The following is a 17,564-nucleotide window of genomic DNA, read 5'->3' as shown; positions in this document are numbered from 1 at the left end:
TCACTGCGGCACCACCGTGGCCTTGCCGAGCAGCGTGACCATCGAGGCCACGGTGTCGACGTGGCGGGGCCGCACCGGCTGGGTCCACACGTCGCCCTCGGCCGCGCGCAGCGCCTTCGCGGTTGCGCATCCGCCCGCGAGATATCCCGCGACTGCGAGCCGGGCCCATCCGGTGAGCCGGGCGACCAGCGGAGCTCCTTCGCCGAGCATCGCTTCGCAGCGTTCGACCTGGGTCAGGACCACCGCCCGGCATGCCGGATCACCCGGTCCGCCGGTGGCCAGCGCCGCTTCCGGCACCCCGGCCGCGGCCAGATCGTCCTGCGGCAGGTAGATGCGTCCGGCCGCGTGGTCCTCGGCCACGTCCTGGCAGTGCTCGAGCACCTGCAGTGCCGAACACACCCGATCCGACAGTGCCAGCGTGTCCGGTGTGGACTGGTCGAAGACCGCCAGGACCAGGCGGCCCACCGGATTCGCAGACAGCCGGCAGTAGCCCAGCAGATCCTCGAAGGTGGCGTAGCGGCCGACGCGTTGATCGAGCAGATTGGCCTCGATCAACTCCTGGAACGCCTCCTGCGGCAGATCGCACGCCGCCACGGTGGGGGCGAGCATCTGGAGCACCGGATCGTCGGGCGTGCGACCCTGGTAGAGACCGGCGAGGTCGGCACGCAGCGTCAGCAGTTGCGACACACGATCGCCGGGGGCTTCGTCGCCGACCTGGTCGATTAACCTGGTGGCTGCGTAGACCGCGTGCAGGTGTCGGCGTGGTTCGCGCGGCAACCACCGCAGCGCGACGGGAAAGTTCTCTTCCTTTTCACGGGCCCGCAGCCAGCGGGCCGGGGCTGTCGCTGCGTCCATGTTTCGATGGTGAACGCAACACAGGGCTCAAATCTTCAACCGTCGAGGTGATTCCGGTTGGTGTTTTTTGTATCCGGAAGATAATCGAGTCGGAAAGGACTCGAATGAGCGATTCCCATAATGAAATTCCGATAACACCGGAGGCATTGGAGCAGCTTTCGGAGGAACTCGACGCTAGGATGCCCGATCTCCTGGACGAGGTCCGTGATCTGCTCGCCGCGGAGTGGCCCGACTACGCGCGCTATCTCGACGACCATCGCCCGGAGGTCGCCGAGGTCGGGGTGTTGTTCGTCCATCGGCTCCTGGACCTGGCCGAACACGGCCCCCGCACAGGCGATTCCGCTGGTGAGGGCGTCCCGCCGCCGACACAGCTGGTCTTCGAACAGGTGGGCCGCCAGCAACTGCACGACGGCGCGGACCTGTCCGATCTGCTCGGCGCCTACCAGGTCGGCGCCCGCGCCGCCTGGCATCACGTCGCGGAAACGGCGCTGAAACTCGATCTCGGTCCGGAGGTGCTCGCGGTGCTGGCGGAGGCCGTTTTCGCCTTCGTCGACGAATTCTCCGCGGCCTCGGCGCACGGTTATGTGCTCGAACAGTCCGCCTCCAGCGCGGCCCGGGAACGGCACCGCGAGGAATTGGCGGAAATGTTGCTTTCCGGCCGTTCCGACACCGTCGGAATCCGGTTGGCCGCCGAACGCGCGGGCTGGCAGCTGCCCCCCGAGGTCGCGGTGGTGCTCGCCGATCCGGCCGATACGCGCTCCTGCGGCGTGGTGGAACATCTCGGCGGTCACTGCCTGCCGATCCGGCGTGACGACGCGGTCGGGGCGATCGTGCCCAGTCCGATGCTGGGCGGGCGGATCACCCGGCTGATCGCCGCGCTGCGGGGTTGTGACGCGGTGATCGGTCATCCGCTCACCTTGGACCTGCTGCCGACCGGTATGCGGATCGCCCGCACCGCGCTGCGGTTGCGCAAGGCCGGCGTGCTGTCCGGCTCGCCGGTGGTGGTCGCCGACGAACTCGACACCATCATCGCCAATCGCGACGAATGGCTGCTGGAAACGCTGCGTGCCCAAGTGCTGCAACCACTTCGGGAACTGCCCGACGGTAAGCGCGACCGGCTGGTCGAAACGCTGCGCAGCTGGCTCTGGAACATGGGCGACCGGCACGCGGTCGCCGACGATCTGCACATTCACCCGCAGACCGTGCGCTACCGCATGGACCGGCTGCACGACCTGCTCGGGGAGCGCCTGGATTCGCCGCGCGAGCGAGCCCGGATGTATCTGGCGCTGGTCTGGGATCAGCCGCACGGACGCGCTGGTTGAGTCCGCGATATCCGCGAGATCTCAGCCGACCAGCGCGTGCGTCACGGCATAGCCGAGCAGCGCGGCGCCGAGTCCGGCGATCACGCTGATCACCACGTTCATCGCGGCGTAGAACACCGAGCGCTGCTCGAGCAGCCGGACGGTCTCGTAACCGAAGGTGCTGTAGGTGGTGAGCGCCCCGCAGAATCCGGTGCCCGCGAACGCCAGCACCGGACTGCCGGCCGCACCGCCGGTGAGCGCGCCCAGAATCAGGCAGCCGACGATGTTGACCGTCAGCGTGCCCCAGGGAAACAGACTGTCGTGGCGTGCCTGCACGAACCGATCGGTGAGGTAGCGGGCCGGGGCGCCGAGCACCGCACCGGCGAAGACCAGGACGACGGTCATCGTGCCTCTCCTCGAATCACCTTGCGGAGCAGCGTCATTCGCGCCAGCGTCACCCCGGCGAGGACCGCGAGCAGCGCGCTCAGCAGGGTAGCGGCCAGATAGACGAACGCCGTCACGGCCGAACCGGGTTGCAGCAGATTACGGATTTCGACGGCGTAGGTGGAGAAGGTGGTGAACCCGCCCAGAAATCCGACCCCGAGGAACGGCCGCACCAGTCGATGCGCGGACCAGACCTCGGTGATCAGCACCATCAGCACGCCGATCGCGAGGCAGCCGAGCACATTCTCGGTGAATGTGCCCCACGGGAACTGCCCGGGGCGTGTCGGCAGGAGCTGGGTGAGGCCGTAGCGGGCCAGACCGCCCAATCCGCCACCCAGCCCGATCACCGCCAGCACCGCGCCGTGTTCGCGCAGCAGTTCGCGGCGTTGCGACGGGACGTGCAGATCGATATCGGGATCGACGGGCCGGTCGGCGGATTCGCCGGGCCGGGGCTCCTCACGGCGTAGCTCGGTCAACGACGGACTCCTACTCGAACACGAACATGGTGGTACCTCGAGTAGGGACTGTTGGCGATCGTCCGATCACGGTTGCTCCGGCCGCGGCGCCGAAGTGGCGAGCCCCACCGCCACGTCGGACAGAATAGCGTGAGGCTCACATCCGGGATGCCGGCGCCGTCGAGGCGTCGGCGACCAGCGGCGCCAGTGCGGAGGACCGCATGCGCGTCACCACCGCCGTGGCGGGGCGGGCCAGCAGCAGACTGACGGCAGCGGCGACCGGAATAGCCAGGATCGCCGACGCCACGACGTCGTGCGGGTAATGACCGCCGACATAGACCCGGCTGAAGGCCAGTACGACCGCGAAGACGGCCGTGATCCAGCCCAGCCGCCGATTCAGCAGATACAGCGCCGCGACGGTCGCCGCGGCGGTGGTGGTGTGACCGCTGGGAAACGAGTAGTCGCTCGGCACCGGACAGGTTTCGATGATGTAGGCGGTCGGCACGCCCCGGCACGGGCGTGGTTCGGCGACGATCACCTTCACCACCTCGGCGACCAGATAGGCGACCACCACACTGACCGGAGCCAGCAGCGCCAGCGCCATGGACCGGTCGTCGCGGCGCCGGGCCTGCCACCAGCCGATCACCATCAGCACCGCGAACACCGCCAAACCGGCGTCGGTCCACCAGAGCATCGCGTCGTTGAGCCACCGGGTGTGGTCGGCGAAATCGGTGATGGTGGTGAACAGCGGCCGATCGAATCCGGGGCCGCCGGATGCCATCGGGGCCGGGGAGGGGGTCGTCAACGCATATCCGATCTGGTCTGCCCGGGACGCCGGGGGAGGATGGGAAACGTACTGCGATCATTTCTACCGTGTTCGCCCGGTGGGCACGGTTTCGACCACTGCCGTCGAACTCCGCGTCACCTGGATCGCGTATCGGGTCGCCGGGGTTCGCGGTGGATGCCGAACCGGCCCGCCCGGTGCCATACGCTGGCCGCATGACCGAGTCTGCTCCCGCCGCGCTGCGCATCGGCTACGTCCCGGGCGTCACCGTCGCCAAGTGGGCGCGGGTGTGGGCCGAACGGTTCCCTGATGTCCCGCTCGATTTGATCGCCGTGCCGCAGGCACAGCAGCGCGACGTACTGGCGCAGGGACGGGTCGACATGTGCTTCGTCCGGTTACCGATCGATCGGGCCGGGCTGCACGCGATTCCGCTCTACCACGAGGTCGCCGTGGCGGTGGTGCAGAAGGATCATCCGATCGGGCTGTTCGACGAGGTGAGCCTGGCCGATCTGGAGGGCGAGCGGATGCAGGACGCGACCGATCTCGACGCGGTGGGCGACACCGTCGAATTGGTGGCCGCGGTCGGCGGGGCGGCGGTGGTGCCGCAGTCGCTGGCACGGCTGCATCACCGCCGCGACCTGATCTATCGTCCGCTCACCGATGTCGATCCGACCCAGGTCGCGCTGTCGTGGCCGATCGAGGACGCGGTCGAACTCGCCGAGGAATTCATCGGCGTCGTGCGCGGGCGCACGGCACGCAGTTCCCGGACCGCCGGTGAACGCGATCGGCGCGGCCGGCAGGATTCCGGTGCGCGCGCCGAAGGTGTTGCGGCGCAGCGCGGTAGGGGCCGGGGCGACGGCGGTGCGAAACCGGCCGCACGCCGGGGCGGCGCGGCGAAGCCGGGACGGGCGGGCAAGGCCGGCGGCCCGCGGAAACGACGCGGCCGCTGAGGTCAGCACCTCAGCGGCCGGTCGAATGATGCGCTACGCGACGGTGATTCAGCGCGGCTTGCGCCGGATGATCGAATCGCGGATCAAGATGCCCGCCAGCGCGACGGCGAAACCGATCAGGAAGATGTATCCGGTGTAGCCGGTGCCCGAGGTGTGGCCCTGCTGGTTCTCGAACAGCATGGCCAGCAGGATCAGGAAGACGACCCATCCGGCGATACGGAAGGTGCGCCGCGATTCACCACTCCAGCCCCAGGCGGCGGAGGGAACCTCGGCGGGATCGACCTTGGTGACGACGCCGGCGCTCTTGGCGGGTTCCAGTTCCGTGGCGGCCACGTTCGCTCCCATCATTTCCGTGTTCGCTGCGGTTCGGGTGCGCGGAGTGCACCGTGAGGTCCGCAGGTCGTGAAGGTGACTGTCGAGAATATGTTTGCATACGACCGGGCGTCGTAGCCAGCGGGGTGACGTGCGCGGCGATTCACCGTGGACAATGAGTGCGTGTCCGACATCGTGAAAGTTCTGCTGCTGGGCAGCACCGGCTCCATCGGCACCCAGGCATTGGAGGTCGTCGCCGCCAATCCGGACCGATTCCAGGTGGTCGGACTGGCCGCGCGCGGCGGCAATACCGACCTGCTGGCCGAGCAGATCCGCGCCACCGGTACCGACAACGTGGCCGTCGCCGATCCGGCCGCCGCCGCGAAACTCGGTGTGGGCCTAACCGGTCCGGACGCGGTGACCGAACTCGTGCGCCGCACCGACGCCGACGTGGTGCTCAACGCCCTGGTCGGCGCGCTCGGGCTGCGCCCGACGCTCGCGACTCTGGAATCGGGGCGGCGCCTGGCCCTGGCCAACAAGGAATCACTCGTGGCGGGCGGCAGTCTGGTGACCCGGGCCGCCACTCCCGGGCAGATCGTCCCGGTCGACTCCGAACACTCGGCGATGGCGCAGTGCCTGCGCGGCGGGCGCGCCGACGAGGTCGCGCGGCTGGTGCTCACCGCCTCCGGCGGCCCGTTCCGGGGCTGGACCGCCGAGATGCTGGAATCGGTGGACCCCGACGCGGCCAAGGCTCATCCCACCTGGTCGATGGGTTTGATGAACACCCTCAATTCGGCCACGCTGGTGAACAAGGGCCTCGAACTGATCGAGGCGCACATGCTGTTCGGGATCGACTACGACAAGATCGATGTCACGGTGCATCCGCAGTCGATCGTGCATTCGATGGCGACCTTCACCGACGGTTCCACCCTCGCCCAGGCCAGCCCGCCCGATATGAAGCTGCCGATCGCACTGGCCCTGGGCTGGCCCGACCGGGTGCCGGGCACCCTCGCCCCGATCGACTTCGGCACCGCGTTCACCTGGGAATTCGAACCGGTCGACAACGAGGTCTTCCCGGCGGTCGAGCTGGCTCGCGCGGCGGGTAAGGCCGGTGGCAGCGTCACCGCGGTGTACAACGCCGCCAACGAGATCGCGGTGCAGGCATTCCTCGACGGTGCGCTGCGATTCCCGGATATCGTGCGCACGGTCGCGCGGGTCGTCGAGTCGGCCGACCGCTGGGCCGCGGAACCCAGTACCTTGGACGAGGTGCTCGCGGCGGATGCGTGGGCGCGACAGCGTGCGCGCACGCTCGTGAGCAACTGATTCAGGAGGGTTCCATACCGCATGGGCTTCGCGATCGGATTCGTGCTGTTCGCCCTCGGCATCACGGTATCGGTGGCGCTACACGAATGTGGCCACATGTGGGCGGCGCAGGCCACCGGCATGCAGGTGCGCCGCTACTTCGTCGGCTTCGGGCCGAAGGTGTTCTCGTTCCGCCGCGGTGAGACCGAATACGGCCTCAAGGCGCTGCCGCTGGGCGGTTTCTGCGATATCGCGGGGATGACCGCGCTGGACGAGGTTCCACCCGAGGACCTGCATCGCGCGATGTACCGGCAGGCCACCTGGAAGCGGCTGGTGGTGATGTTCGGCGGCATCGCGATGAACTTCATCCTGGGCTTCCTGCTGATCATGCTGCTCGCGGTGGCCTGGGGGCTGCCCCGGCTGGATTCGCCGCCGGCCACCCAGATCTACCCGGCCGGCTGCGTGCCCGCGCAGAACCCCGACGGGTCGATGCAGAAGTGCACCGGCCCCGGCCCGGCCGAACGCGCCGGGCTGAAGCGCGGCGATCTGGTGACCGCGATCGACGGCAAGCCCGTCAAGACCTGGAACGACTTCCGCTCGATCACCGAGAAGGCCAACGGCCCGGTCGTCTACACGGTGAAACGTGACGATCAGACCCTGCAGATTCCGGTGACCCCGGAGCGGGTGGCGACCTATCCGCTGAAGTCCACCGACAGTTCCGAGCGCGTCACCACGCCGGTGTACGTGAGCAAAGTCGGTGTGGCACAGGATGTGTACAGCCCGGTCAAATACAACGTGATCGCGGCGGTTCCGGCGTCAGCGGCCTTCACCGGCGATATGTTCGGCCGCACGTTCGCTTCGCTCGCGCAGATGCCGGGCAAGGTCGTCAGCCTGTGGCACGCCGTGACCGGCGGCCAGCGCGACGCCGACACACCGGTGAGCGTCTACGGCGCCAGCAAGATCGGCGGTGAGACGGCCGAACACGGATACTGGAACATGTTCGTGCTGGTGCTGGCCAGCCTGAACTTTTTCCTCGGCGCGTTCAACCTGCTGCCCCTGCTCCCGCTGGACGGCGGCCACATCGCGGTGGTGATGTTCGAGAAGCTGCGCAACATGTGGCGCAACCGCAAGGGCTTGCCCAACGGCGCTCCGGTCGACTACATGAAACTACTGCCCGCCACCTACGTGGTGGTGGTGATCGGCGGGGCGTACATGATCCTCACCCTGGTCGCCGACATCGTGAACCCGATCAAGCTGTTCCCGTAGCGGATTCGGCGCTCGCGCGACCGAGCGCCAGATCGCGCAGGCGCAGCCAGTCCAGAGCGGCTGCGGCAGGGCGGGTTCCGGGGCGGTTGCGCGGTACGCGCACGCGCAGCGCGCCGGGTTCCACGACGCATCGCACCGGTGTGTCGAGGAGCAGCGATTCCCCGTCGACGCCGGCGGGGATCGGTGAGCTCTCGGCCTCGACGACGACTTCGGATGCGGTCTGCTGGGTCAGTCCGTGGCTGTGTGTGCGACGGATCAGACCCAATGCCGCGCGGGTATCGGAGACCGAGACCGTGACCGCCCCGAGCACGCCGCGGTCGAGGCGGTCGCGGCGGCTCAGCCCGGCGAGATCGCTGGTGCCGTAGGGATTGTTGCTCACCAGCACCGCCTGCGGGCCGGTGACCGTGGTGGCGCCGATACGCGCCACCAGCTTGGTCCCGCTGTGGCCGGCGAGCAGATCGGGGAGCAGGCGCAGGACGGTCGCGGTCTTGTCGTCGCGATAGGCGGGGCTGCGCACGATCTCGGCGTAGACGCCGAACGAGGCGTTGTTGACGAACGGCCGGCCGTTGATCCGGCCGAGGTCGACGCGCATCTCCACGCCGTCGCGCAACGCGTCGAGCCCGGTCGCCGGATCGGTGCGGTCGAGCCCGAGGTCCAGCGCGAAATGATTGCGCGTGCCCGCGCTGAGCACGAGGAACGGCAGGTCGTGCGCGGCGGCGACCCCGGCTACGAGCGCTTGGGTCCCGTCGCCGCCCGCGACGCCCAGCAGGTCCGCACCTCGTTCGACGGCCTCCTGAGCCAGGGCGGCGACATCGACGCGACCCTCCATCAGCACAACCTCTGCGCCCAGCTCTTCGGCTCGGCGCCGCAGATCGAACTTCGCGACTTTCCCTCCCCCGGAGCGGGGATTCATGATCAGGAACGGTCGTCGCGGTGGCGGCGCGGAGTATTCGATCGCCGTCGTGTGGGCCTCACCCGGCCGTAGCGCGGCGCGAGCACAGAACATGGACGCGAAGGCCAGCGCGCCCGCCACCAGCACGACCCACAGCAGGCCGGTGCGCACGAACATGACGAGAACCACGATCGGCGCCGCCACCGCCACGATCGCCGACACCCACCGAATGGCCCCACGGTCGCTCACGAACCAGTACAGCGCGGCCACCGTCACCACCACCCCGCCCGCACCGACGATCAGCAGCGCGAGGGTACCCAGCACGTCGGCGAATACGACCGGCACCACGACGGCCGCACCGGCGAAGACGAATGCTGTTCGCGCCCAGCGTGATCGGGCGCGCAGCGAGCGGCCGCCGTCGTTCGCTGCGTCTCCGGATCGGCGGTGCGAGGGTGGCTCTTCGGCGTAGATGTGGTTCATGGCAGGCCTCGTCCCGGGCGCTCAGGTATCGGTCGTGTGATCGGATCGGTGCTGGAAGGCATCGACCGCTGCGTCGACGGTGGGGTAGAAATGCGTCGCGTCGAACCGGTCGCCGACGCCGAAGCGGATGATCGTGTCCTTGATCGGCCCTTTCATCTCCGCGAAGGCCAGCCGGATCCCGCGGCCCTCGAGATACCGGTCGAGATCGACGAGTTCGTCGACGGCCGTGGTGTCGAGGCCGGTGATCGGTTCGGCGGCGACGACCACCCATTCGACCGGGTACGGAGCCCGCGCGACGAGCGAGCGCACGTAGTCGTCGAAGATCTGGCCGTTGGCGAAGAACAGGGGCGCGTCGAAACGCACCAGCACCAGGCCGGGGAAGCGGTGTCCCTCGGGGTGGCGTTCGATGTCGTGGAAACCCGGCCGGTCCGCGGTGGCGACGAGTTCGGTGCGGTACGGCTGCCAGGCCCGCGCGACCACCGCGACGAACGACAGCCCGATCGCGACCAGAATGCCCTGCAGGACGCCCACCAGCGCGACGCCCAGGAACGCGGCCACGGCGAGGCCGAATTCCACCGTGCTCATCCGCCACATCCGGACCAGGCCGCGCACATCGATCAACGCGGTGGCCGCGACGATCACCACCGCCGCGAGCGTCGCGTCGGGAAGGTAGGCCGTGAGTCCGGGGGCGATGAGGACGAACAGCAACACCGCGGCCGCTCCGACCACACCCGCCAATTGCGTATGCGCACCGTTCTGTTCGGCGACGGGGGTGCGAGAGCCGCTGGCGGACACGGGAAATCCGCCGAACAGCCCGCCGGCCACATTGGCGACCCCGATCGCTTTCATTTCCGTACTGCCGTCGACGTCCTCGCCGTGGCGCGAGGCGAACGTGCGCGACAGGACGCCGCTGTCGGCGAAGGCGATCAGCGCGATACCCGCCGCGGGCCCGATCAGGCGAGCGACCTCGTGCCGGCCGACCCCGCCGACCGAGGGCAGCGGCAGGCCCTCGGGCAACGCGCCGACCATCCCGATCTCGTCGGTGAGCCCGGCGGCCGCGGAGATCACGATGCCGGCCACGACCGCGACGAGCACACCCGGCACGATCGGCAGCCACATCCGGAAGATCACGATGACGGCGAGTGATCCGATGCCGACGGCCGCTGCGACCGGTTCGATGCCGGAGTGGAAGACCGCCCGGACGATGGCCGCGATCTCGGCGAGCAGACCGGTCTCCTCGACCGAGAATCCCAGCAGTTTGGGCACCTGCCCGACGACGACGATCAGCGCGATGGCATTCAGATATCCCAGCCGGATGGGTTTGGACAGCAGTTCGGTGACGAATCCGAGGCGCAGGAAACCGCCGACGAGCAGGATGAGGCCGACGAGTACGGCCAGTACGCCCGCCAGCGCGAGGGCGCTGCGGGGATCACCGGCGGCCGCCAGCGGCAGCACCGCCGCCGCGATCAGCGGGGCCAGCGACGAGTCGGGGCCGAGTACGAGGATTCGCGACGGGCCGACCACGGCGTAGGCGAGCAGCGGAACGATGGTCGCGTACAGGCCGGCGTAGGCGGGCAGCCCGGCGGCTTCGGCGTAGCCCATGCCCGCGGGAATCAGGAGCGCGGTCAGGACGAGGCCCGCGGTCACATCCGCGCGCAGCCAGTCACGGTGATATCCACGCGCGGTCGCGATTCCGGGCAGCCGGCCGATACTGTCTCGCCAGCCCACGGCCGCGCCTCAGTGCGCCCGGGCACGCAGCGGCGTCACCGCGGCCGCAGTATCGAGCGGAATTTGCGGTGCGTTGTGGCGGATGCGCCTGCGCCGCAGCGCCTTCTCCGCCTCGATCGCGATCGGGATCAGCACCGACCAGCCGAGACAGGCCAGCCACTGGCCACCCGTCAGCGATGTCGTCATCAGCAGATCCTGCAGGAAACTCAATTCCACGGCAAGCACGGTGACGACGACCGGGATCGACAAGATCTTCAGCGCACCGAGAACCGGTGCGGTGAAACCGGATTCGGGATCGCGACGCATCGCGAGCCCGGCGAGGACCGAACCCAGTGACAGCACCACGAAGGTCGTCGTCATCGGCACCGAGGCGGTGTCCGTACTCATCTCGCCGGGAGCCAGCAGCATGGCGGCAAGGGCGACCGCGAACTGCAGCACACCGTAGGCCAGCCACTGCGCGAACGCGGTCCGGTTGGCGATCGGCATCGCCGGATCGCGCGGCGGCTTGTTCATCAGATTCGCCGGCGGCGGGTCGGTCATGATGACGGCGACCGGAAACAGCGTGATGAAGAAGTGCTGGAACAGCACCATCAGCGGAGTCAGCGCGACGCCGTGGTTGATGTCGAAGATGCTGGCCACCAAGAACAGCAGCACCAGGGAGAACAGTTTCGACATCTGATACCGAATGTAGGACACGATCTTGTCGTAGATGGCCCGGCCGAGGCGGATCGCGGTGATCAGCGTCCCGAAGTTGTCGTCGGTGAGCACCATTTTGCCGGCCTGTTTGGTGACCTCGCTGCCCGAACCCATCGCGACGCCGATATCGGCCTTCTTCAACGCGGCGGCATCGTTGACCGCGTCACCGGTCATCGCCACCACCGCGCCGCCGCGCTGCATCACGCCGGCCAGCCGCAGCTTGTCCTCGGGGGTCACGCGGCCGAACACGTGCAGATTCGGCAGCGCCTCGGCCAGTTGCTCGTCGGTCATGGCTTGCAGTTCCGCGCCGCCGACCGCCCCCGGCCCCAGCCCGAGTTCGGCTCCGATCGCGGCGGCGGTGATCGCGTGGTCGCCGGTTATCATGCGCACGTCGATCCCTGCCTCGTGGGCGATGCGCACCGAATCGACCGCCTCGGGCCGCAGCGGGTCGATGATACCCACCATGCCGACGAAGGTGAGATTCTCGACCAGCGACATGGGATCGGCCCGCGCGGCGTCCACCCGGCCGTCGAGGATCCGGACGGCAAAGGCGAGAACGCGCAGGCCCTGCTCCGACATGGTGTGCATCGCGGCGGTGATCTCGGCGCGCGCCTCGTCGATCGGCACCTCCGTGCGGCCGGGGCGGTAGGCGCTCGCGCAGCGGGCCAGGACCATATCCGGTGCGCCCTTGACCAATTCGACGAATCGAGTCCGATCGTCGACGCGCAGATGGTGGAAGGTGGCCATGAATTTGTAGGCCGAGTCGAAGGGCACCGCGGCGATGCGCGGGTAGGCGCGGCGGGTGAGCGGAGCGTCGATGCCGAGCTTGGCCGCCAGTACCACCAGCGCCGCTTCGGTCGGATCGCCGACCACCTCTCCGGTGTCGGACACGGTGGCGTCGCTGTCCAGGCACAGACCATAGGCGAGCAGGCTGAAATCCGGGACGCCTTCGCCCGCGGCCTCGGTGACCGTTCCGTATGTGCTGTAGCCCTCTCCGGTCACGCCGTACCAGCGGCAGTGGAAGAACAGCGATCGCACCGTCATCTGGTTCATGGTCAGGGTGCCGGTCTTGTCCGAGTTGATCGCGCTGGTCGCGCCCAGCGTCTCGACATCGGTGAGGTTCTTGACCACGGCCTTGGCGTCGGCGAGGCGGCGTGCGCCGTAGGCCAGCATCGCCTGGACGAAGGTCGGCAGCCCGGTGGGAATCGCGGAGACGCCCATCGAAATGCCCAGCAGTAGTACCGCTGTCACATCCTGGCCGCGCAGCGCACCGATCACCACGATGATCGCCACCGCCGTCCACGCGATCACCCCGAGCAGTTTCGTCAGCGAATCCAGCTCACGCTGCAGCGGTGATCTCGACGGGGGGACCGCCGACAGCATGGACGCGATCCGGCCCATCTCGGTGTTCATCCCGGTTTCGGTGACCACCATGGTGGCGGTCCCCCGGGTGACCGAGGTGTTCTGATAGACCATGTCGCCGCGGTCGCCGAGCGGTACGTCCGCGGCGGCGAGAGTGCCGGGATCCTTGGCCACGGGGGCGCTTTCACCGGTGAGCGCCGCCTCCTGGGTCTCCAGCGTCGCGGAGGTGACGAGCCGGCCGTCGGCGGGGACGATATCGCCCGCTTCGAGCTGGACGATATCGCCGGGCACCAGCTCGAGCGCGTCGAGCTGGGTCAGCACTCCGTCGCGCACCACCCGCGCCTGCGGCGACTGCATCTTCGCCAGCGCGTCCACGCTCGCGCGCGCCACGAGTTCCTGTCGCGTGCCGAGTACGACGTTGAGCACGACCAGCACCCCGACCACGACGGCCGTCGGAATCTCGCCGATGACGACGCTGACCACCACCACCGCGACCAGCATCAGGTTCATCGGATCGCGGAGCTGTCGCAGCGCGACGGCCCACGGCGCCGGTGCGGGCTCGGCGGCTATTTCGTTGGGGCCGTAGCGTTTACGCCGCTGCTCGGCCGCGGCGGTGGTGAGTCCGGCGTGCCGGTCCGAGGAGAGCGCAGTCACCACCGCGTCGGCGTCGCGGGCGTGCCAATCGGCAGGTTCGGGTGCCGGTGCGCCGGCGGACGGATTCCGGGGCACCGCTTGTGTGTCCGCCATAACGCTCGTCCTCTCCCTCGGCTCGCAACTCTCAGTACGGCGTCGGAATCCAGTGCAGCGGCTGCGGTGGGACGCGATAGCCGTTCGCGCTCTGCCGATCCGGTAGCACGACCTGCGGCCGATCGAGCGGCTCGTAGTCGATCCGGCCGAGGAGGTGACTGATGATGTTGAGCCGGCCGCGCTTCTTGTCGTCGGTGGCCGCGATATACCAGGGCGCCCAGCCGGTGTCGGTGAAGTGGAACATCTCGTCCCGTGCCCGCGAATAGTCGTACCAGCGGCTGTAGGAGCGCAGATCCAGATCCGACAGTTTCCAGATCTTGCGGGGGTCGTCGATGCGGCTCTGCAGCCGCCGCGTCTGCTCGTCCTGACCGACCTCCAGCCAGTACTTCAGCATGATGACGCCCGAGTCGACGATCTCGCGTTCCACCGTCGGAATCAGCTCGAGGAAGTGCCGGGCCTGCTCGTCGGTGCAGAAACCCATCACCCGTTCGACGCCGGCCCGGTTGTACCAGCTGCGGTCGAAGATGACGACCTCGCCGGCGGCCGGCAGATGCGGCAGATAGCGCTGGATGTACATCTGCGACTTCTCCCGCTCGGTGGGGGCGGGCAGGGCGACGACCCGGAACACCCGCGGGCTCACGCGCGCGGTGATGGCTTTGATGACTCCCCCCTTACCGGCCGTGTCGCGGCCCTCGAAGACGAGGCAGATCCGCGCGCCGGAGTCCTTCACCCACTCCTGCAGGGCGACCAGTTCGGCCTGCAGCGGCCGCAGCAGCCGCCGGTACTCCTTGTTCGACATCGGCGTGTTCGATATCGGCTCGTTCGACCTCGCCGCCGCGGATTCCTGCGCGCCGGACAGCTCCGCCGAGCCTCGCGGCGGACGGTGGGAACGCTCGGTGAGCGTGTTCCCCGGGGTGTCGGCCCGGCGCTTGCCGTGGCGGGACTTCTTCCCCACGTACTCGTCTCCTCAGATGACCGTCACTGCGCGCGTGCCGCGCGGACGGGTGCGAGACGCGGATGCCGGTGTTCCTGCGGGCCGGATGCTGATCGCTTGCCGTGCTGCCTTCTCGACGAGCAGAGGGACGAAGTCGTGTACTCGCGCATCGGAGAAGCGCTTGTGGATGTCGCGCACGATGAGTTCTATGTCCCCCGGCGGGACGGACGGGTGGCGCGCGATCATTCGCTCGATGACTTGTTCGACCTGAATCAATTCCTCATCGCCGGTCATCGGTCTATCGTCTGCCCGGCGGCGATGGTCGTCAAGGCACGAATCGGGCGCGAAATTCGACGGCGCCTTGCTCTTTCGTGATTCGTCATATCCGCCTCCGGTGGCCGTTCCCCTGTCGTGCCGTCTGATCTGCGGTGTTCGTCTTGATATGCAGTGTTCGCGGCGATCGGACGCGGCCGACGCGGATCGGAGTAAAGGGTTCGCGTCCGGTGGCGATCGGCGAATAGTCATCGGATTTCAGCTACTTCGATCGGGTACGACGAAACGGAAAACAATCGACCGCATCAGGCGCGATCGCAATTCGAGAACGAATATCTGAAACGAGGTGACATTCGACTCTGGCGCCGCCCGGACATTGATTGCCGTCGCTCCGGGTGGCGGTGGTGTTCGGCGAATCTCGCGGGTCCGCGCAACGCGAATCGTCGATTAGCGATGAAGTTGCCGATGGTCGCCTTCGTAGGCTGGTTCGGTGCTGCCACCCGGCGCTGCTCGCCCGCTGTGCCCGGGTGCTTCCCTAGCCGCGAGCGACGCTGTCGCGCAACAGTGTTCGGCACAGATGGTCGGCGCGGCGGGTGGTCTCCGGCTGGCGGTACTTCGGCGCGAGCGCGAGAACCTGGGCGCACGCGGTGTCGAGGGAGATGCGATGGCCCACCGACACGTACACCGGTTTGATCCCCGGCTGGGTGCGCAGCGCCCGGCCGACCACCTCGCCGTCCACCGTGATGTCGGATACCGAACCCCGCGCGGCATCGGGCTCGTCGCATCGACCCCACACCGTCTTGGCGACGCCGATCGACGGCAGGCCGGTCAGCACCCCCAGGTGGCACGCCAGCCCGAAGCGCCGCGGGTGGGCGATGCCCTGGCCGTCGCAGACCAGCAGGTCGGGCGTGGTCTCGAGGCGTTCCAGCGCGGCCAGGGTGGTCGGCAGTTCCCGGAACGCGAGCAGGCCGGGCACGTACGGAAACCGCGTCGTGCCGCGGGCGACGGCGGTGTCGACGGTCGCCATCGTGTCGAGATCGAGGACCACGACGGCGGCGACGACCGCGCCGGACTCGTCGTAGGCCGAATCCAGGCCCGCGACGGTGCGAAATCGCGGCGGCCGCGGGTCGTGGGTGAGCACCGAATCGCGCAATCGTTCCTGCAGTGCCGCAGCCGCTTCCGGGTCGGCGGGCAGTTCGGGAGTCATCGCCAGGCGCACGGTCAGCGCCGCCCGACACGTGGTCGCGGGATGTACATCCGGTGAATCCTCCTGAACGCGACGGTGCTTGCCGGTCTTCGGCTCGTCTACGGTAGCCACCTCGGCATCCGGGCGGAAAAACGCGGATGACCGGGCATACCGGGTGTGCCGGGCAGCTCGGCCCGGCGACGGTACGGTCCTGGTCACAGTCGTTCGGCGGTGGTGGCGGACCATGAGTGCGTGGTTCACCGGCCGGGGTGTCGGTGCTCTCACAGGTCGCTCTCATACCGCCCGCACTAGACTCGGCAACGAACGGGTGCACCAGACGCAGACGAAAGTAGGCAGCCGAACGTGAGCACAGCCATCACCCTGGGGATGCCGGCCGCACCGGCGGCGGTCCTCGCACCGCGGCGTAAAACGCGCCAGCTGATGGTGGGCACGGTGGGAGTGGGCAGTGATCACCCCATCTCCGTCCAGTCGATGACCACGACCAAGACCCACGACGTGAACGCCACGCTGCAGCAGATCGCGGAACTGACCGCCTCGGGCTGTGACATCGTGCGCGTGGCCTGCCCGCGGCAGGAGGACGCCGACGCGCTGCCGATGATCGCGAAGAAGTCGCAGATCCCGGTGATCGCGGACATCCACTTCCAGCCCCGCTACATCTTCGCCGCGATCGATGCCGGCTGTGCCGCCGTGCGCGTCAATCCGGGCAACATCAAGGAGTTCGACGGCCGGGTCAAGGAGGTCGCCAAGGCCGCCGGTGCCGCCGGGATCCCGATCCGGATCGGCGTGAACGCGGGCTCGCTGGACAAGCGCATGCTCGAGAAATACGGCAAGGCCACCCCAGAGGCGCTGGTGGAGTCGGCGCTGTGGGAGGCGAGCCTGTTCGAGGAGCACGGCTTCGGCGATATCAAGATCTCGGTCAAGCACAACGATCCGGTGGTCATGGTCGAGGCCTACCGGCAGCTGGCCGCACAGTGCGACTACCCGCTGCACCTGGGCGTCACCGAGGCCGGGCCGGCCTTCCAGGGCACGATCAAATCGGCGGTGGCCTTCGGCGCCCTGCTCAGCGAGGGCATCGGCGACACCATCCGGGTCTCGCTGTCCGCGCCGCCCGCCGAGGAGGTCAAGGTTGGCGGGCAGATCCTGCAGTCGCTGAATCTGCGTCCGCGCAAACTCGAGATCGTGTCCTGCCCGTCCTGCGGACGTGCGCAGGTCGACGTCTACTCCCTCGCCAACGCGGTCACCGCGGGTCTGGAGGGTCTCGAGGTGCCGCTGCGGGTGGCGGTCATGGGCTGTGTGGTCAACGGTCCCGGTGAGGCTCGTGAGGCCGATCTGGGTGTCGCCTCCGGTAACGGCAAGGGCCAGATCTTCGTGAAGGGCGAGGTCATCAAGACCGTGCCGGAACACCAGATCGTGGAGACGCTGATCGAAGAGGCCATGCGCATCGCCGACGAGATGGGTACCGACGCCGAGAACGGCGAGCCCGTCGTGACCGTCGGCTGACCGCCGGACGCGGACAGGGGAGCGGGCGTGTTGCGCGCCGGGCGCATTCTGCCCTTGGAGCCGAGCAAAGCCCCCG

The 17,564-nt window shown here is 68.4% G+C and carries 16 protein-coding genes; 5 read left to right on the top strand and 11 right to left on the bottom strand.

From position 1 onward, the window contains the following. Positions 1 to 855: a squalene synthase HpnC gene (gene hpnC, locus NN2_RS38620; protein ID WP_030513104.1), complete on the bottom strand. Its 855-nt coding sequence runs from the start codon at positions 853 to 855 to the stop codon at positions 1 to 3. Between the two features lie 104 nt (positions 856 to 959). Between hpnC and NN2_RS17490 the strand changes: the two genes are divergently transcribed. Continuing rightward, a complete protein-coding gene (locus NN2_RS17490; protein ID WP_063910791.1) occupies positions 960 to 2,177 on the top strand; it encodes a helix-turn-helix domain-containing protein in 1,218 nt (405 codons plus the stop codon). 21 nt (positions 2,178 to 2,198) lie between these two features. On the opposite strand, the gene crcB (NN2_RS17485) is transcribed toward NN2_RS17490, so the two are convergent. The 3 genes from crcB (NN2_RS17485) to NN2_RS17475 form a co-directional block, all read right to left on the bottom strand. Further along, positions 2,199 to 2,561, bottom strand: coding sequence for a fluoride efflux transporter CrcB (gene crcB / locus NN2_RS17485; protein WP_030513106.1), 363 nt, complete (start codon positions 2,559 to 2,561; stop codon positions 2,199 to 2,201). After that, positions 2,558 to 3,076 carry a fluoride efflux transporter CrcB gene (gene crcB / locus NN2_RS17480; protein ID WP_063014948.1) on the bottom strand — a complete coding sequence of 173 codons (519 nt, stop codon included), beginning with the start codon at positions 3,074 to 3,076 and terminating at the stop codon, positions 2,558 to 2,560. Before crcB (NN2_RS17480) ends, crcB (NN2_RS17485) begins: the two co-directional genes overlap by 4 nt. A gap of 136 nt (positions 3,077 to 3,212) precedes the next feature. Continuing rightward, complete coding sequence (locus tag NN2_RS17475) at positions 3,213 to 3,860, bottom strand: phosphatase PAP2 family protein (protein WP_063014946.1); 648 nt, start codon at positions 3,858 to 3,860, stop codon at positions 3,213 to 3,215. Positions 3,861 to 4,054: 194 nt separating this feature from the next. Here NN2_RS17475 and NN2_RS17470 point away from each other — a divergent pair, with 194 nt between their 5' ends. Further along, positions 4,055 to 4,789, top strand: coding sequence for a LysR substrate-binding domain-containing protein (locus tag NN2_RS17470; RefSeq protein WP_063014939.1), 735 nt, complete (start codon positions 4,055 to 4,057; stop codon positions 4,787 to 4,789). A gap of 48 nt (positions 4,790 to 4,837) precedes the next feature. On the opposite strand, the gene NN2_RS17465 is transcribed toward NN2_RS17470, so the two are convergent. Further along, positions 4,838 to 5,122: a DUF2631 domain-containing protein gene (locus NN2_RS17465; RefSeq protein WP_104363070.1), complete on the bottom strand. Its 285-nt coding sequence runs from the start codon at positions 5,120 to 5,122 to the stop codon at positions 4,838 to 4,840. Positions 5,123 to 5,284: 162 nt separating this feature from the next. On the opposite strand from NN2_RS17465, the gene dxr reads away from it, so the two are divergent. Together dxr and NN2_RS17455 are read left to right on the top strand one after the other, a co-directional pair. Beyond that, positions 5,285 to 6,424, top strand: a complete 1,140-nt coding sequence (dxr, locus tag NN2_RS17460) for a 1-deoxy-D-xylulose-5-phosphate reductoisomerase (protein WP_063015001.1) — start codon at positions 5,285 to 5,287, stop codon at positions 6,422 to 6,424. A 21-nt stretch (positions 6,425 to 6,445) separates the two neighbouring features. Beyond that, positions 6,446 to 7,669: a M50 family metallopeptidase gene (locus NN2_RS17455; RefSeq protein WP_063014937.1), complete on the top strand. Its 1,224-nt coding sequence runs from the start codon at positions 6,446 to 6,448 to the stop codon at positions 7,667 to 7,669. Here NN2_RS17455 and NN2_RS17450 read toward each other — a convergent pair. The 6 genes from NN2_RS17450 to nfi all read right to left on the bottom strand — a co-directional run bounded on the left by NN2_RS17450 (position 7,653) and on the right by nfi (position 16,099). Beyond that, on the bottom strand, positions 7,653 to 9,041 hold the full coding sequence (locus NN2_RS17450; protein WP_082857055.1) for a diacylglycerol/lipid kinase family protein: 1,389 nt from the start codon (positions 9,039 to 9,041) through the stop codon (positions 7,653 to 7,655). The genes NN2_RS17455 and NN2_RS17450 overlap by 17 nt on opposite strands. A 21-nt stretch (positions 9,042 to 9,062) precedes the next feature. Then, the gene (locus NN2_RS17445) at positions 9,063 to 10,769 is read right to left on the bottom strand and encodes a SulP family inorganic anion transporter (protein ID WP_063014935.1); all 1,707 of its coding nucleotides are present in this window, start codon (positions 10,767 to 10,769) and stop codon (positions 9,063 to 9,065) included. 9 nt (positions 10,770 to 10,778) lie between these two features. Beyond that, positions 10,779 to 13,574 (bottom strand): cation-translocating P-type ATPase, encoded by a 2,796-nt coding sequence (locus NN2_RS17440; protein WP_082857054.1) that lies wholly within the window; start codon positions 13,572 to 13,574, stop codon positions 10,779 to 10,781. Positions 13,575 to 13,605: 31 nt separating this feature from the next. Next, complete coding sequence (gene ppk2, locus NN2_RS17435) at positions 13,606 to 14,529, bottom strand: polyphosphate kinase 2 (protein ID WP_439955856.1); 924 nt, start codon at positions 14,527 to 14,529, stop codon at positions 13,606 to 13,608. 12 nt (positions 14,530 to 14,541) lie between these two features. After that, a complete protein-coding gene (locus NN2_RS17430; protein ID WP_063014933.1) occupies positions 14,542 to 14,802 on the bottom strand; it encodes a three-helix bundle dimerization domain-containing protein in 261 nt (86 codons plus the stop codon). A 514-nt stretch (positions 14,803 to 15,316) separates the two neighbouring features. Continuing rightward, positions 15,317 to 16,099, bottom strand: coding sequence for a deoxyribonuclease V (nfi, locus tag NN2_RS17425; protein WP_245658746.1), 783 nt, complete (start codon positions 16,097 to 16,099; stop codon positions 15,317 to 15,319). A 255-nt stretch (positions 16,100 to 16,354) separates the two neighbouring features. On the opposite strand from nfi, the gene ispG reads away from it, so the two are divergent. Further along, complete coding sequence (ispG, locus tag NN2_RS17420) at positions 16,355 to 17,488, top strand: flavodoxin-dependent (E)-4-hydroxy-3-methylbut-2-enyl-diphosphate synthase (protein ID WP_193615572.1); 1,134 nt, start codon at positions 16,355 to 16,357, stop codon at positions 17,486 to 17,488. The last annotated feature ends 76 nt before the right edge of the window (positions 17,489 to 17,564 follow it).

Source organism: Nocardia nova NBRC 15556, from assembly GCF_001613005.1.
In the GTDB taxonomy this organism is placed as follows: domain Bacteria; phylum Actinomycetota; class Actinomycetes; order Mycobacteriales; family Mycobacteriaceae; genus Nocardia; species Nocardia nova.
This window is presented reverse-complemented; position numbering and strand designations above follow the sequence as displayed.